This window comes from Allotabrizicola aquatica (SeqCode) (genome assembly GCF_965194375.1).
GTDB classification, from domain to species: domain Bacteria; phylum Pseudomonadota; class Alphaproteobacteria; order Rhodobacterales; family Rhodobacteraceae; genus Tabrizicola_A; species Tabrizicola_A aquatica.
The window spans coordinates 243,848-259,849 of record NZ_CBDAEL010000003.1 but is presented as its reverse complement, the minus strand read 5'-3'; the positions used below and the strand labels follow the sequence as shown (position 1 = coordinate 259,849).

Sequence of the window (16,002 nt, the reverse complement as noted above, 5' to 3'; positions counted from 1 at the left end):
GCTGCCAAGCCGTGGCCTAATCTGTCACCAGCGCGCGCTACTCGGGCAGGCCCATGGAGATCACAATCGGGTTTGCCGTCTGCCGTGCTTGGAAATCGGCTTTTGAGGCCAAACCCTGCCAGTTCGCCAAGATCAGCGATTGCGCCACCGCCCCGCCCATCGTGCTGCCGGGGCCTGCGATGATGAAAAGATCTGGCGCGAATTCGCGCGCCGCGCTGCGGATCGCGGCGGTGAAGTCATAGGTTTCGGTCACTTGGTGGCCCAGCGTGTAGGCGTGCAAGCTTGTGCGCGTCGCCGCCCCCGGCCACCAGACATGGCCGCGGCCGTCGATCAGCGGCAGTTGGGGGCGGGTGAACAGCGTCGCGGGCAGGGCCGCGCGCCCAAGTGCGGCGATGGGGGCCTGTAAGGTGGTGTGGAACGCGGCATGATTGCCCAGCCGCATGGGAAAGCGCCCCTCAACCGGCGGCACGGCGGCCTCAAAGGCGGCAAGCCCCGCCTCGTTGCCCGCCAAAACCAAGAGGCCGCCCAGATCGATTGACAGGGCGAGCACATGATTGGGCCGCGCGTTGATGTTGTACGTCAGTGCAAGAAGTTCGGCCTTGCGGGCAGGGGCCGCGGTCCAGTCTGACGTCATGAAAGGATAGATCAGCTGGCCACCGATCAGATGCTCTTGCATCAACCGGCCCATGGTGTTGGCCACCTCAAACCCCGCCTCGGGAGAGAGCGCCCCCGCGCAGGCCAGCGCGGAATACCAGCCCATCGAATTGCCGGTCACCGCCACCAGTTTGACACCCCGCAGCGCCATGGCATCGCCCAGTGAGCAGGCATAGATCAACGCGCTTGCATTGTCGCCGCGGGTGTGGCGCGCGACCGAATAGGTCGCGGCGCTGTCGAGATCGCCCAACGTCTCTTGCCCCTCGGCCCGCCGCCGCGCGTCAAAGCGTGCCAGCAACTCGCGGTCGGGAAAACGTGCAAGGCTGCCGAGTTCCGCCTTGGTATAGCTGCCGCGACCGGGGCAGATCAGCACGGCGGTTTTCATTTGCACAGCTCCAGCGCAGCCTTGGTGATGCTTTCGGCTGAGGGCATGGTGGCGGCATAGGCAGGCCCTGTGGCGATGAAACTGTCCTCGGCAGTGACTCGCGCCAGTTTGGCCGATGTGGTCTCATGAAAATGCGCCATAAGTGCTTCGGCCACGCCGCCGGAATGGCGGGTTTCATCGACGATGATAATGTGCTTGCAGCCCTGTACGGCGGCGGTCAGCGCCGCCTTGGGCAGAGGTGATAGCCAGCGCGCATCGATGATCCGAGTTGATATTCCGTGTGAGCTAAGCGCCACAGAAGATTGATTTGAAATATAAATACCATTTCCGAAGCTGACAATCGCAAGATCGGTGCCGTCGCCTTCAACCCCAACCTCCCCAAAGCCAATCCGGCGCGAGGGATCGGGGTAGTGCCGCATCCAAGCACCGTCTTTCTCGGCATGCAGATCGCGCATCGGATAGAGCGCGATCGGTTCCAAAAATACCACCACGCGCCCCTCATCGCGCGCCAGACGCACGCATTCGCGCAGCATCATCGCGGCATCGGCACCGTTCGACGGCACCGCCAGAATGACCCCCGGAATGTCGCGCAGGACCGCGACCGAGTTGTCATTGTGGAAATGCCCGCCAAAGCCCTTTTGATAACCAAGGCCCGCAATCCGCAGCACCATCGGGTTTGTGTATTGACCGTTGGAAAAGAAGGGCAAGGTTGCGGCCTCGCCCCGGATCTGGTCTTCGGCGTTGTGCAGATAGGCCAGAAACTGAATTTCCGGCAGCGGGATAAAGCCGTTTTGCGCCATGCCGATGGCGAGACCCAGAATGGTCTGTTCGTCCAAAAGCGTGTCGATCATGCGGCCCGACCCAAAGCGCTGGGTCAACTTTTGCGTGACGCCATAAACCCCGCCTTTGCGGCCCACATCCTCGCCCATCATGACGATCTCGGGATGCTCCAGCATCAGATCGGTCAGCGCCCAGTTGATGAGGCGCGACATGATTTGCGGCTCGTCCATTACCTTGAGATCGCTGCCAAAGGCGGCAGCCCGCGCCTCGGGTGTGGGGCCATTGGTGGGCCGATTGGGGCGGGCAGGTGGGATGATGCTGGCCATCACCTCGGTCGCGGTTCTCAGGCGCGGGCGGGTCACCACCTCATCCGCCACGCGCACCACACGGGCATTGGTTTCGGTATAGATCTCAAGCGCTTGGGCAGGGGTCATCACGCCGGCCTGACCCATCAGCCGCACCATGTGCAGCAAAGGATCCTGCGCCTCTTCCGCCTCAACCTCTTCGCGCGGCAGGTAGGTGGTAGGCACATCGGCCCCGGCATGGCCGTAAAGTCGAATGGTACGAATGTGCAAAACTGCCGGCTTCTTGCGGCGGCGCACGAAATCGGCGGCTTCTTGGGCCACTTTGAACGCGTCGTAGAAATCCAGCCCATCGGCCTTGAAATAGCGCAAGCCCGGTCGAGACGAAAAATTTGCCTCGATCCAACCCTTTGGCGTCTTTGTCGAAATCCCGATGCCATTGTCCTCGCAAACAAACAAAAGCGGCAGCGGAATCGATTGCCACGCCGTCCAACCGGCCGCGTTGAACGCGCCTTGGGCGGTGGAATGATTGGCCGAGGCATCGCCAAAGCTGCACATCACAATCGCGTCGTCCGGCAATTCGGCATGTTCGGGCCGATACCGCCGCGCGGCACCAATGGCATAGGCGGCACCCACCGCCTTGGGCAGATGGCTTGCGATGGTCGAGGTTTGCGGCGGAATGTTCAGCGCCTTTGACCCCAAAACCTTGTGCCGCCCGCCCGAAATCGGGTCTTCGGCCGATGAGGCAAAGGACAAGAGCATATCCCACGTCGGGTTCTGCCCCGGCACTTGGCTTGCGCGCGCAATCTGAAAGGCGGCATCGCGGTAATGCAGAAACGCCATGTCCGTGGGCCGAAGCGCCAAGGCGACAGCACCCATCCCCTCATGCCCCGAGGATCCGATGGTGTAAAACCCCTGACCCGCACGCTGCATCACACGGCTTTGGCGGTCCAGCGCCCGCGTGAGACAGGCCGCTTGCCACAGCGTCACGGCCCCCTCGGCCGAGAGCGGGCCGCTTGGCGGCTTGCCCTGCGGCAAATCCCCAGACGCGACCCGGGCAAGCAGGTTTTCGTGCACAATCGTCGAGCGGTCCATGGTCTTTCCCTTTGCGCTTGACGCACATTACCCCAAGCCCGGCGCGGGCTGAACCGCAATTGCACCGGCGAAATGGTGCATCCGCAGGGCAGCTTGCGGTGCAAACTCCTGGGCGGCCGAACAAATCGACACGGTGAATGGCCGTTCTCATCGGCGCGGCGCTGCGGTAGAACTAGCCTGTAACCCTGCGAGGTGGTGATGTCCGACGTCTCAGTGCCCGCCCCCGATCCGGCCCCGCCCGGCCCGCGCAAACGCACCCGCGCGGCCCGGCGCCAGCAGTTGATCGAGGCCACGATCGAGGTTTTGGCCGAGCGCGGCTATGCCCGCACCACCTTGTCAGATGTGGCGCGCAAGGCTGGCCTTTCGCATGGGCTGGTGAATTTTCATTTCCAAAGCAAAGAGCTTTTGCTGGAGGAAACGCTGGGCGCGCTTTCGGACGAATACCGCGAAAGCTGGACGCAGGCGCTCGCCTCGGCGGCCACCGATCCGGCCAGCCAACTTGACGCCCTCCTGCGCGCCGATTTCTCGCCTGCGCTGTTCACCCCCGCGCGCCTTGCCGCTTGGGTGGCTTTTTGGGGCGAGGCGCAGAGCCGCCCGCTTTATCAGGAAAAATGCGGCGCCAAAGATGACGACCACGCGCGCCGCAAAGAAGAGATTTGCGCGGCCTTGATCCGCCAAGGTGGCTATCGCGGCGACGCCGCCCGCATCAGCCGCGCCCTGCGCTTGGTGACCGAAGGCGTCTGGATGGACCTTGTGACCATGGCCCGCCCCTACAGCCGCGAAGAGGGGCTGGCGACGGTGCATTGCGCCGCGGCCGCGTTTTTCCCCAGCCATTTCCATGCACAAGGCCTGATTGGCCCTGCCTGACCGTCGCCTCAGCTTCCCCAGTAACGGTTCACCTCGACCGGAGGCAGAATTAAGATCAGCGCCAAACCGCCGCCCGCAGGGTTCGCCATCACCTGCACCGCCCCCGATGCTCCGGCCTCGGCGCTGACCAGCGCAAAGATGCGTTCATAGCCCATCAACCCCTGCGCCAATGCTTCGGCATAACCGGCGCCCTCGGGTCCCACCTCCGCCATTAACAGCATCGGCGCGGTCCCACGCGCCAGCGTTGCCGCCAGCGCACGCGCCCCGGCCGCATGCAGCGCCGCACTCTGGGCCACTCCTGCGCCCAGATCATGCACCACATATCCTGCCGTCGCCGCAAAGCTGCGCGCGGCCTCGCCACTGGGCGCAGCCGCTATCACGGCGCGCAAAAAGCCCGAAGGGTCGACGGTTGGCGGGGGGAAATCGGTCATATTGCGGTCCTCTTTGTCCCTCCTACCCAGCCTCGCCCCGCCATGCAACCAAACGCTCTGGTGCAACCAAACAGGGGGCTGTTCCCACTGGACCTAACATCGGAAATACTCTGGCCCTAAGCCAAATCCGGGCTTTCCTTGATGATGCACAGGTCTCAGGCCGCATCGGGCGGCCCCCTTCGCACGAGGTTACGCCATGGAAGGCTATGCATCCGTCAACGACCTGAATGAGGTCATTGCCGCCGACAAAAAGCACGTCTGGCACCACCTGATCCAGCACAAGATGTTCGAAACCGTCGACCCCCGTGTCATCGTCGAGGGCAAAGGCCTTCGCGTGTGGGACGCCAAGGGCAAGGAATACCTTGACGCGGTGTCAGGTGCTGTCTGGACGGTGAACGTGGGCTACGGCCGCGAATCCATCGCCAATGTGGTGCGTGACCAGCTCATCAAGATGAACTATTTCGCAGGCGTTGGCGGCTCGATCCCCGGCGCCCTGTTCGCCGAAAAGCTGATCTCCAAGATGCCGGGCATGAGCCGCGTCTATTATTCGAACTCGGGCTCCGAGGCGAATGAAAAGGTCTACAAGATGGTGCGCCAGATCTCGCACCGTCACCACAAAGGCAAGAAATACAAAATCTTGTACCGCGAGCGGGATTATCACGGCACCACCATCGGCGCCTTGGCCACCTCGGGTCAGGCCGAACGGGCGGCAATGTATGGCCCCTATCCCGACGGCTTTGTCATGGTCCCGCACTGCTTGGAATATCGCAAGCAGTGGGATGTGGAAAACTACGGTGAGCGGGCCGCGGATGCCATCGAAGAGGTGATCCTGCGCGAAGGCGCTGACACCATCGGCGCGCTGGTTTTGGAACCCGTCACCGCTGGCGGCGGCGTCATCGTACCGCCCAAAGGCTATTGGGAGCGGGTTCAGGAAATCTGCAAGAAGTACAACATCCTTCTGCACATCGACGAAGTGGTCTGTGGCGTCGGCCGCACCGGCCTGTGGTTCGGTTATCAGAACTATGGCATCAAGCCCGACTTCGTGACCATGGCCAAGGGTGTGGCCTCGGGCTATGCGGCGATTTCCTGCACGGTTACGACCGAGGAAATCTTCAACATGTTCAAGGACGATGCCTCGGATTCGATGAGCTATTTCCGCGACATCTCCACCTTCGGCGGCTGCACCTCTGGCCCCGCGGCGGCTTTGGAAAACATGCGCATCATCGAGGATGAGAACCTTCTCGACAACACCCTGCGCATGGGAAAACGCACCACCGACAACCTGCGCGCGCTGATGGAAAAGCACAAAGTGATCGGCGATGTGCGCGGCGCGGGCCTCTTCTGCGGCGCCGAGCTTGTGGCCGACCGCCAGACCAAAGAGCCGATGGACGAAAAGAAAGTCGCGGCCGTGGTCGCCGAATGCAACGCCCAAGGCGTGATCATCGGCATGACCAACCGGTCCTTGCCGGGCTTGAACAACACGCTGTGCCTATCGCCCGCTTTGATTGCCACCGCCGATGACATCGACGCCATCACTGGTGCCATCGACAAGGCGCTGACCAAGGTCTTCGGCTAAACTCTAGCTAAGCCAAAAAGAACCCGCGCCCCGAGATTCGGCGCGGGTTTTTCATTTTGAGGTCTTCCTCCCACCATCCCCTTTGCCTTCAATGCGGCACAAATATCCTCTGGGGGTCCGGGGGGCGAAGCGCCCCCGGCGCTTGACACCGCCGCCCCCATTTGCAGGATAGGTCCAGCCGCATCGGCGATTTGAGGCCAGAATGTCGATCCCCCCCGAAGCCTTTGTCCTGCCCCCCGCCACGCGCGGGTCCTTGCAGCAGCGCATTCGCCAGATGGTCACCGAAGGGGTTCTTGCGGGCCGGTTCCGCGCGGGGCAAAAGATGCCCTCATCGCGCGGTCTGGCCCAGCATCTGGGCATAAGCCGCATCACCGTGACGCTGGCCTATGCCGAACTGGTCAGCTCCGATTACCTTACCGCGCGTGGTCGCTCGGGCTATTTCGTCTCTGAAAGCGCGCCGCGCGCGCCCGAAGTGCCGTTGCGCGCCCCGCGCGTCGAAAGTGGCGAGTTTCAGCGCTTGATCGCCGGGCGGTTTCAGGGCCTTGCCCAGATCGACCGCCCCGCCGACTGGGAGGGCTATGCCCACAACTTCATCTATGGCCAGACCGATCCCAGCCTTTTTGACCACCAAAACTGGCGGCTCTGCGCCGTCCGCGCCTTGGGGCGCAAGGATTTTGCGGCACTTACCCAAGATTACTATGACCGCGACGATCCTTTGCTGATCGAGCATGTGTTACGCACCATCTTGCCGCGCCGAGGGATTGCTGCGGGCGAGGATGAGGTTCTTCTGACCATGGGCGCGCAAAACGGGCTTTGGATCACAACGCAGGTTCTCTTGGGCCAAGGGCGGCGCGGGGTGATTGAAAACCCCGGCTATTCCGGCCTGCGCGGCATCTTGGCTGCTTCGGGCACCGAGGCGGTCTCGGTCGACATCGACACCGATGGGTTGCCGCCCGATGCCATTCCCAAAGGGGTGGATGTGGTCTTTACCACCGCCAGCCACCAATGCCCGACAAATGCCACCATGCCGCTGGACCGCCGTTTGGCGCTCTTGGAGGCCGCCGGGCGCGAGGGGTTTGTGATTGTCGAGGATGATTACGAGTTCGAGATGTCCTTCCTCAAACCCGTCTCTCCGGCCCTGAAGTCGCTCGATACTGAAGGTCGGGTGGTCTATGTCGGTTCGTTTTCGAAATCGGTGTTTCCGGGCATGCGGCTTGGCTATCTCGTCGGCCCGCCCTCGTTCATCAAGGCCGCGCGGGCGCTGCGGCTCATGATGCTGCGCCACCCGCCGGGGCATATTCAGCGGACCATGGCCTATTTCCTGTCGCTGGGGCACTATGACAGCCTGATCAACCGGATGCGCAACGCCTATCGGCGGCGGCGGCAGGTGATGGAAGAGGCGATCTTGGCCCATGGCCTGACGGTCGCGGGGCAGGGCGGCTTTGGCGGGTCAAGTTTCTGGATGAAAGCGCCCGAGGCGGTGGACACCGAGGTTCTGGCCGAACGGTTGCGCGCCGAGGGTGTGCTTTTGGAACCCGGCCGGGCCTTCTTTGATCCGGCCCGCCCAGTGCGCAACCACTATCGTCTTGCCTATTCCTCCAGTACGCCCGTCCGAATTCCGGATGGCGTGGCCAAGATCGCCTCAGGTATCCAGCGCGGTCTGGGGTAAGTTTCTGAAATTCTGACATAAATTCAGACGAATTTTGCTGCGACGCGGCATCCTGATCTGGCGATAACGGGCTGAATCGACTGGCCCTAAGCAGGGCCGCGTCACGGCGCTACACAGGGCATCAGACCCATGCCCGCGGATGCCGGGCTGCCCAGACGTGACAGGAGTTTCGCCATGAAGATGACCACCGAAGAAGCCTTTGTGAAAGTGCTTCAGATGCACGGGATCGAACATGCCTTTGGCATTATCGGATCGGCCTTCATGCCGATTTCCGACCTCTTTCCCAAGGCGGGTATCCATTTTTGGGACTGCGCGCATGAAGGCTCGGGCGGGATGATGGCGGACGGCTACACCCGTGCCAGCGGCAAGATGTCGATGATGATCGCCCAGAACGGCCCCGGCATCACCAACTTTGTGACCGCCGTGAAAACCGCCTATTGGAACCACACCCCGCTCTTGCTTGTGACCCCGCAGGCCGCCAACAAGACCATCGGTCAGGGCGGCTTTCAAGAGGTTGAGCAGATGGCCCTTTTCAAGGACATGGTCTGCTATCAGGAAGAGGTGCGCGACCCCTCGCGCGTGGCCGAGGTGCTGAACCGCGTGATCTTGCAGGCCAAGCGCCAGTCGGCCCCGGCCCAGATCAACTTCCCGCGCGATTACTTTACCCAAGTCATCGACATCGACCTGCCGATGATGGTCGAGTTTGAGCGCCCCTCGGGCGGCGATGAGGCAATCGCGCAAGCGGCGGCCTTGCTGTCCTCGGCCAAGTTCCCGGTGATCTTGAACGGCGCAGGCGTGGTGCTGGCGGGCGCTATTCCGGCCTCGATGGCCTTGGCCGAACGTCTCGATGCGCCCGTGTGCGTCGGCTATCAGCACAACGATGCCTTCCCGGGCTCGCATCCGCTTTTTGCCGGTCCTTTGGGCTACAACGGCTCCAAAGCCGGGATGGAACTGATCCAGCAGGCCGATGTTGTGCTGGCCCTAGGCACCCGGTTGAACCCGTTCTCGACCCTGCCGGGCTATGGTCTGGATTACTGGCCGAAAGAGGCCAAGATCATTCAGGTTGATCTGAACCCAAACCGCATTGGTCTGACCAAGAAAGTCACCGTCGGCATCGTCGGCGACGCCAAGAAAGTGGCCGAGGGCATTCTTGCACGCTTGACCAAAACCGCGGGTGACGCGGGAAGATCTGACCGCAAGACGATGATCGCGCAGAAGAAATCTGCTTGGGCGCAGGCCCTGTCCAGCATGGACCATGAGGATGATGATCCCGGCACCACCTGGAACCAGCGCGCCCGCAAGGCCAAGCCGGAATGGATGAGCCCGCGCATGGCATGGCGCGCCATTCAGGCAGCCTTGCCCAAAGATGTCATCACCTCGTCCGACATCGGCAACAACTGCGCTATCGGCAACGCCTATCCCACCTTTGAATCGGGCCGCAAATACCTTGCGCCGGGTCTTTTCGGTCCTTGCGGCTATGGCTTGCCGTCGATCGTCGGTGCCAAGATCGGCTGCCCCGATACCCCGGTGGTTGGCTTTGCGGGCGACGGCGCCTTTGGCATTGCCGTCACCGAACTGACCGCCATCGGACGGTCGGAATGGCCCGCCATCACCATGGTGGTGTTCCGCAACTATCAGTGGGGTGCGGAAAAGCGCAATTCGACGCTGTGGTATGACGACAACTTCGTTGGGACTGAGTTGGATGACGGCGTCAGCTACGCCGGCATCGCGCGCGCCTGCGGCTTGCAGGGTGTGCAGGCCAAGACGATGGAAGAACTAACGGCGGTTCTGAACAAGGCGATCGACGATCAGATGAACCACGGCAAAACCACCCTGATCGAGGCGCTGATCAATCAGGAACTCGGCGAGCCCTTCCGCCGGGATGCAATGAAAAAGCCGGTTGCCGTCGCGGGGATCTCTAAGGCCGATATGCGGCCGCAGAAGGTATGACGCTGCCCTTTGACATCGGCCTATGGGGCGCGGTCTGGATGGGGGTCGCCACTTTGGTGGCGGCCTTTGTCCGGGGTTATTCTGGGTTCGGCTATTCGGCGATGGTCATTGCTGCCTCCAGCCTTGTCACCAACCCGTTGAATTTTGTGGCCGTTGTGATCATCGCCGAGGCCGCGATGACGGCGCAGTCCTGGCGCGGTGTCGGCCCCGAGGTGGACTGGCGGCGGGTGAAATGGCTGCTGATGGGCGCGGTCGTGGGGCTGCCCTTGGGCCTTTGGGCGCTGTCCACGATTTCCGAAGATGCAGCGCGGGCGGTGATTTCGACCTATGTTCTGACGATGTGCCTCATCCTCCTCTGGGGTTGGCGGCTGAAAAGCGAAGTGGGGGCAGGCGGCACGCTTGCCACCGGCGTCGTCTCGGGACTGGCCAACGCGCCGGGCATGGGCGGGTTGCCCGTGGCCGCGTTTTTTGCCGCCCAACCGATGAGCGCGACCACCTTTCGCGCCACCTTGGTCGCCTATTTCCCGATCCTCGATCTCTACTCCGCGCCGCTCTATTTCTGGCACGGCCTTGTGACGTGGGACACGCTTTGGGCCAGCCTGATCATCCTGCCGCTGACCTTCTTGGGCAATTGGCTGGGTGGGCGGCATTTCTTCAACACTGATCCGCAGGATTTCCGCCGCTTTGCCATTCTGCTGCTGGCGGGGCTGGCGGGAATGGGCCTTTTGAAGGCGGTGATCTGAATGCTGTTGGTGGTCAATGCCGGATCATCCTCGCTGAAACTTGCAGTGTTTGACGCCAGCCTGCGCGAGGTGGCGCAGGCACGGGCCGAGCGCATTGGCACTGGCGGTCCGGCAGATCATCGGGCCGCTCTGCAGGCAGGGCTGGCCGAGATGGGAATTACCGCGAGTGATCTGACCGCCGCCGCGCACCGGGTGGTGCATGGCGGCGCGACCCTGACCGCGCCCTGCCGTATCACGGCGGCGGTGGAGGCACAGATCGAGGCCTGCGCCACGCTTGCCCCTTTGCACAACCCGGCCAACCTGATGGGCATCCGCGCGCTGGCCGTACTTGCGCCGGAGCTGCCGCAATACGCCAGTTTCGACACGGCCTTTCACGCCACGAACCCAGCCCTTGCCACCACCTACGCGCTGCCCGCGGATGAGCGCGCGCGCGGGTTGCGCCGCTATGGGTTTCATGGTCTGTCCTATGCGGCAATTGTTCGAAAAGTGAAAGAAATATCGAAAAATGACCTGCCAGATCGGCTTTTGGTGTTCCATTTGGGAAATGGTGCCTCTGCCTGCGCCATCCAGAACGGCCAGTCGGTTGCCAGCACCATGGGCTATTCGCCGCTGGACGGGTTGACCATGGGGACCCGCGCGGGCGGTCTGGATCCGGCCGTGGTGCTGGACCTTGTCGCGCGCCACGGCGTTGATGCCACGGCGCGGCTTTTGAACCGCGAGAGCGGGCTTTTGGGCCTTGCCGGGGCTGCCGACATGCGCGCTTTGCAGACATCCGCCACCCCCGACACCACCTTTGCCCGTGACCATTTCGCCTATTGGGCCGCCCGCCATGCCGGCAGCCTGATCGTGGCGATGGGCGGGCTCGATGCCATCGTGTTCACCGGCGGCATTGGCGAGAAAGATGCCGCCATCCGCGCCGCCATTCTGGACCGTCTGGCCTATGCTGGGGTCCACTATGACACCACCCGCAATGCGCAAGCTGCGGCCCGGTTACAAGAAACACATTCACATGTCGCAATCTGGATAGTTCCCGCCGACGAGGAGCGTCAGATTGCTCTTGAGGCGATGACCCTAAGGGAGGGCCGGGCATGACCCAGCCAATGCTGAACACCTCGCCCAAGGTGTCCGACGAAATCCGGCGCACCACCTGTTATATGTGCGCCTGCCGCTGCGGCATTAACGTGCATTTGACCGATGGGCGCGTCAGCTACATCGAAGGCAACCGCGACCATCCGGTCAACAAGGGTGTGCTCTGCGCCAAGGGCGCTTCTGGCATCATGCAGGTCACCGCGCCGTCGCGCCTCCGCGCGCCACTTCGGCGCGTCGGGCCCCGGGGATCGGGCGCGTTTGAGGAAGTCAGCTGGGACGAGGCGCTTGCGCTTGCTGTCTCATGGATGCAGCCCCTGCGCGACACAGCCCCCGAAAAGCTCGCGTTTTTCACCGGGCGCGACCAGAGCCAATCGCTTACCGGCTGGTGGGCGCAGGCTTATGGCACGCCGAACTATGCCGCTCACGGTGGGTTCTGTTCGGTCAACATGGCCGCAGGCGGCATCTACACCATTGGCGGCGCGTTTTGGGAGTTTGGCCAGCCCGACTGGGACCGCACCAAGCTGTTTGTCCTCTTCGGTGTGGCCGAGGACCATGATTCCAACCCGATCAAGATCGGCCTTGGCAAGCTGAAGGGCCGGGGCGGCAAGGTGATTGGCGTTAATCCGATCCGCTCGGGCTATAACGCGGTGGCCGATGATTGGTTTGGCATCACGCCCGGCACCGATGGGTTGCTGATCCTGTCACTGATCCACTGCCTTTTGGAGGCGGGTAAGGTCGATCTCGAGTATCTGGCACAGTTCACCAATGCGCCGCTTTTGGTGGTGAGTGATGGTCCCGACAAGGGCATGATCCTGAAGAATGCTGAAAGCCAGCCCTTCGTGATTGACCGCCGCACCGGCCAGCCCGCACCGTGGGATGGCAAGGGGGTGGAGCCTGACCTTGGTGCGACCTATCAAGGCCATCGCACGGTGTTCCAACACATGGCCGAACGCTATCTCTCGCCCGAATACGCGCCCGAAGCGGTGGCCGAGCGCTGCGGCATCGCAGCCCCTCGCATCCGCAGCCTGGCCGCCGAGCTTGCCCGTGTCGCCTTTGACGAGGCCTTTGTGCTGGATCAGCCCTGGACTGATTTTCGCGGCAACCATCACGCTTCGATGCCCGGCCGCCCGGTGTCCTTCCACGCCATGCGCGGAATTTCCGCCCACTCCAACGGCTTTCAGACCGCCCGCGCGTTGCACGTGTTGCAGATCGTGCTGGGCACGGTGGAGGTGCCCGGCGGCTACCGTCTGAAACCACCTTACCCCAAACCGGTTGAGGCGCATCCGACGCCCCATGCGATCTCCACCCCCGGCAAACCCTTGCCCGGGCCGCATCTGGGCTATGTGCGCGGGCCAGAGCAGTTGGCGATTGATGCGGCGGGCAATCCTTTGCGGATCGACAAGGCGTTTTCGTGGGAAAACCCGCTGTCGGCCCATGGGCTGATGCATATGCTGATCCCCAACGCCCATGCGGGCGATCCCTACCGCATCGACACGCTGTTTCTGTATATGGCCAACATGGCGTGGAACTCGTCGATGAACACGGCCGAGGTGATGCGGATGCTCACCGACAAGGATGACAGCGGTGACTATGTCATTCCCCGCATCATCTATTCGGATGCCTATGCGTCCGAGATGGTGGCCTATGCCGACCTGATCCTGCCCGACACCACCTATCTTGAACGCCACGATTGCATCAGCTTGCTGGACCGGCCGATCTCGGAACCCGGTGCAGCAGGGGACAGCATCCGCTGGCCGGTGGTGGACCCTGACCGCGATGTGCGTGGCTTCCAGTCGGTGCTGTTGGATCTTGGCGCGCGGCTGGGTCTGCCCGGCATGGTGAACGAAGATGGCAGCGCAAAGTTCAAGGACTACGCCGATTACATCATCAACCACCAGCGCCGCCCCGGCGTGGGCCCGCTGATCGGTTGGCGTGGCGATGGGACTGAGGAGGGGCGCGGCGCGCCGAACCCCGAACAGCTCGACCGCTATATCGAAAATGGCGGCTTTTATCAGGCCCATGTGCCGGAGGAGGGGGCGTTCTTCAAACCATGGAACGCCGCCTATCAGGATTGGGCGGTCAAGATCGGGCTTTATGAAACCCCGCAGCCCTATCTCTTTTCCATCTGGTCCGAACCGATGCGCCGCTTTCAGGCCGCCGCCGAGGGTTTGGGGGCAATCCAGCCGCCCGACCATCTGCGCGACCGCTTGAAACAGGCAATGGACCCGCTGCCCACGTGGTATCCGCCCTTTGGCGAGGAGACCGCCGCCGAATACCCGATCCATGCGCTGACCCAGCGGCCGATGGATATGTACCATTCATGGGGCAGCCAGAACGCGTGGCTGCGCCAGATCCGGGGCAAGAACTACCTCTATCTGCCCACCAAAATCTGGACCGAACACGGCTTTGCCGAGGGCGACTTTGCCCGCCTGACCAGCCCGAACGGTGAGATCGTGGCCCCCGTGGCCCATATGGCCGCGCTGAACGAAAACACGGTCTGGACGTGGAACGCGATCGGCAAGCGTAAGGGCGCTTGGGCGCTGGATGAGGATGCGTCCGAGGCGACGACGGGCTTTTTGCTTAACCACCTGATCCCAGAATGTCTGCCCGGAGACGGGCGGCTGTCAAACTCTGACCCGGTGACGGGCCAAGCGGCATGGTTCGATTTGCGCGTCAAGATCGAACGGGTTGGACCGCGTGACCACTCCGAACCCGCTTTCAGCGCCATCCCCCGCGTGGTGCCGCAGGGCCAAGACCGCGCGCATCCCTCCTCGGATGCTTCTCGCACCTCGTCGGTGGACCCACGAGGAGCGGCGAAGCCGACGACGCGTGAGGGAGGGAAACCATAATGACCTGCTTGCCTGCAAAAACTGACAAAAAGCTGGGTCTCGCCATCGACCTTGACACCTGCGTCGGCTGCAACGCCTGCGTGACCGCCTGTAAGGGTTGGAACGATCAAGGCTATGGCGCGCCTCTGTCGGACCAAAACCCCTATGGCGCCGACCCGTCTGGCGCGTTTCTCAACCGGGTGCACAGCTATCAGGTGCAGCCCAAGGCCGCCGCCGCCATCACTGTCAGCTTCCCGCGCTCCTGCCTGCATTGCGATGATGCACCTTGCGTCACCGTTTGCCCCACCGGCGCGAGCTACAAGCGCAGCGAGGACGGGATCGTGCTGGTGAACGAGGATGCCTGCATCGGCTGCGGTCTCTGCGCCTGGGCCTGCCCATATGGCGCGCGCGAGTTGGATGCCTCGGCCGGGGTGATGAAGAAATGCACGCTATGCGTCGACCGCATCTACAACGAAAACCTGCCCGAGGAAGACCGTGAACCCGCCTGCGTGCGCAGCTGCCCCACGGGTGCGCGCCACTTTGGCGATTTCGCCGACCCGGACAGTAAGGTCAGCCGCCTCAGCGCCGAACGCGGCGGCTTTGCCCTGATGCCCGAGATGGGCACCAACCCCGTCAACCGCTATCTGCCACCGCGCAAGAAAGACGCGCTGGACGCCAGCCCCTTGGCCCCTTTGTTGGACATCAAGGCAACGGGCTTTGCCGGTTGGCTTGACCGCGTTTTGGGAAAAATCTGATGAATCCGGCACCTTCCGTTCTTCTTTTCACCGTGCTGTCGGGCCTTGGTTTTGGCTTTCTGGCCGCTTTGGGCCTGGGTCTGGTGCAGCCTGCGGGCTGGACGGCCTTTGCGCTGTGGGGCTTGGGCTATGGGCTGACCGTGGGCGGGCTTCTGGCTTCGACCACCCATCTGGGCCGACCTGATCGCGCCTGGCGCGCCTTCAGCCAATGGCGGTCAAGCTGGCTCAGCCGTGAGGGCATTGCGGCGGTGGCGACGCTGGTGATCTTGGCACCCGTGGCGCTGTCAGATTGGCTGGGCTTGGGCCTGTCGCGCCTGCCGGGGGTGGTGGGTGCGGTGCTGGCGCTGGCAACCATCGCCACGACCTCGATGATCTATGCCCAGTTGAAAACCGTGCCGCGCTGGAACCATTGGACCACGCCCGCGCAGTTCTTTGCCTTTGCGCTGGCGGGCGGTGCAATGCTGGCCGGGCAGGGGGGCGCGGCGATTGTTTTGCTGGCCCTATTGGCCGCAGCCTTGGCCGCGCATTGGCACTTTGGCGATCGCCGCTTTGCCGAAGTCGGCGCCACCATGGGCAGCGCCACAGGTCTCGGCGATCTGGGTGCGGTGTCGGTCTTTGATCCGGCCCATACGGCGGGCAATTACCTGATGCGCGAGATGATCTTTGTCGTCGGGCGCAAACATGTGGCCAAGCTGCGGGTGCTGGCGCTGATCCTCGCCTGCCTGATCCCCGCGCTGGTCCTGATGCTGCCCGCCCATCCCATGACCACAGCCGCCGCCGTTGTGATCCACCTGATCGGCGCTTTCGCCGCGCGCTGGCTGTTCTTTGCCCAAGCCGAGCATGTGGTGGGCCTCTACTACGGAAAGCGCTGATCGGAG

General features: G+C 62.9%; 12 protein-coding genes. 9 read left to right on the top strand and 3 right to left on the bottom strand.

Annotation, left to right across the window (positions count from 1 at the left end; translation table 11 throughout):
- Window positions 1–37: 37 nt before the first annotated feature.
- The gene (locus tag AC72UB_RS06565; RefSeq protein ID WP_505189053.1) at window positions 38–1,039 is read right to left on the bottom strand and encodes an ACP S-malonyltransferase; all 1,002 of its coding nucleotides are present in this window, start codon (window positions 1,037–1,039) and stop codon (window positions 38–40) included.
- A complete protein-coding gene (locus AC72UB_RS06560) occupies window positions 1,036–3,216 on the bottom strand; it encodes a dehydrogenase E1 component subunit alpha/beta (RefSeq protein ID WP_505189052.1) in 2,181 nt (726 codons plus the stop codon). The genes AC72UB_RS06565 and AC72UB_RS06560 overlap by 4 nt, the downstream gene beginning before the upstream one ends.
- Before the next feature lie 198 nt (window positions 3,217–3,414).
- Here AC72UB_RS06560 and AC72UB_RS06555 point away from each other — a divergent pair, with 198 nt between their 5' ends.
- On the top strand, window positions 3,415–4,083 hold the full coding sequence (locus AC72UB_RS06555) for a TetR family transcriptional regulator (RefSeq protein WP_505189051.1): 669 nt from the start codon (window positions 3,415–3,417) through the stop codon (window positions 4,081–4,083).
- Window positions 4,084–4,091: 8 nt separating this feature from the next.
- Here AC72UB_RS06555 and AC72UB_RS06550 read toward each other — a convergent pair whose 3' ends face one another.
- Window positions 4,092–4,514 (bottom strand): hypothetical protein, encoded by a 423-nt coding sequence (locus AC72UB_RS06550; protein ID WP_505189050.1) that lies wholly within the window; start codon window positions 4,512–4,514, stop codon window positions 4,092–4,094.
- Between the two features lie 196 nt (window positions 4,515–4,710).
- Here AC72UB_RS06550 and tpa point away from each other — a divergent pair, with 196 nt between their 5' ends.
- The 8 genes from tpa to AC72UB_RS06510 all read left to right on the top strand — a co-directional run bounded on the left by tpa (window position 4,711) and on the right by AC72UB_RS06510 (window position 15,996).
- A complete protein-coding gene (tpa, locus tag AC72UB_RS06545) occupies window positions 4,711–6,090 on the top strand; it encodes a hypotaurine--pyruvate aminotransferase Tpa (protein WP_463291291.1) in 1,380 nt (459 codons plus the stop codon).
- Between the two features lie 202 nt (window positions 6,091–6,292).
- Window positions 6,293–7,759, top strand: a complete 1,467-nt coding sequence (pdxR, locus tag AC72UB_RS06540; RefSeq protein WP_505189049.1) for a MocR-like pyridoxine biosynthesis transcription factor PdxR — start codon at window positions 6,293–6,295, stop codon at window positions 7,757–7,759.
- 174 nt (window positions 7,760–7,933) lie between these two features.
- The gene (xsc, locus tag AC72UB_RS06535; RefSeq protein WP_505189048.1) at window positions 7,934–9,709 is read left to right on the top strand and encodes a sulfoacetaldehyde acetyltransferase; all 1,776 of its coding nucleotides are present in this window, start codon (window positions 7,934–7,936) and stop codon (window positions 9,707–9,709) included.
- A complete protein-coding gene (locus AC72UB_RS06530) occupies window positions 9,706–10,452 on the top strand; it encodes a sulfite exporter TauE/SafE family protein (RefSeq protein WP_505189047.1) in 747 nt (248 codons plus the stop codon). Before xsc ends, AC72UB_RS06530 begins: the two co-directional genes overlap by 4 nt.
- Window positions 10,453–11,544: an acetate/propionate family kinase gene (locus AC72UB_RS06525; protein WP_505189046.1), complete on the top strand. Its 1,092-nt coding sequence runs from the start codon at window positions 10,453–10,455 to the stop codon at window positions 11,542–11,544.
- Window positions 11,541–14,390: a molybdopterin-dependent oxidoreductase gene (locus tag AC72UB_RS06520; protein WP_505189045.1), complete on the top strand. Its 2,850-nt coding sequence runs from the start codon at window positions 11,541–11,543 to the stop codon at window positions 14,388–14,390. The genes AC72UB_RS06525 and AC72UB_RS06520 overlap by 4 nt, the downstream gene beginning before the upstream one ends.
- Window positions 14,390–15,124, top strand: coding sequence for a 4Fe-4S dicluster domain-containing protein (locus AC72UB_RS06515; RefSeq protein WP_505189044.1), 735 nt, complete (start codon window positions 14,390–14,392; stop codon window positions 15,122–15,124). The genes AC72UB_RS06520 and AC72UB_RS06515 overlap by 1 nt, the downstream gene beginning before the upstream one ends.
- The gene (locus AC72UB_RS06510) at window positions 15,124–15,996 is read left to right on the top strand and encodes a dimethyl sulfoxide reductase anchor subunit family protein (RefSeq protein WP_505189043.1); all 873 of its coding nucleotides are present in this window, start codon (window positions 15,124–15,126) and stop codon (window positions 15,994–15,996) included. The genes AC72UB_RS06515 and AC72UB_RS06510 overlap by 1 nt, the downstream gene beginning before the upstream one ends.
- The last annotated feature ends 6 nt before the right edge of the window (window positions 15,997–16,002 follow it).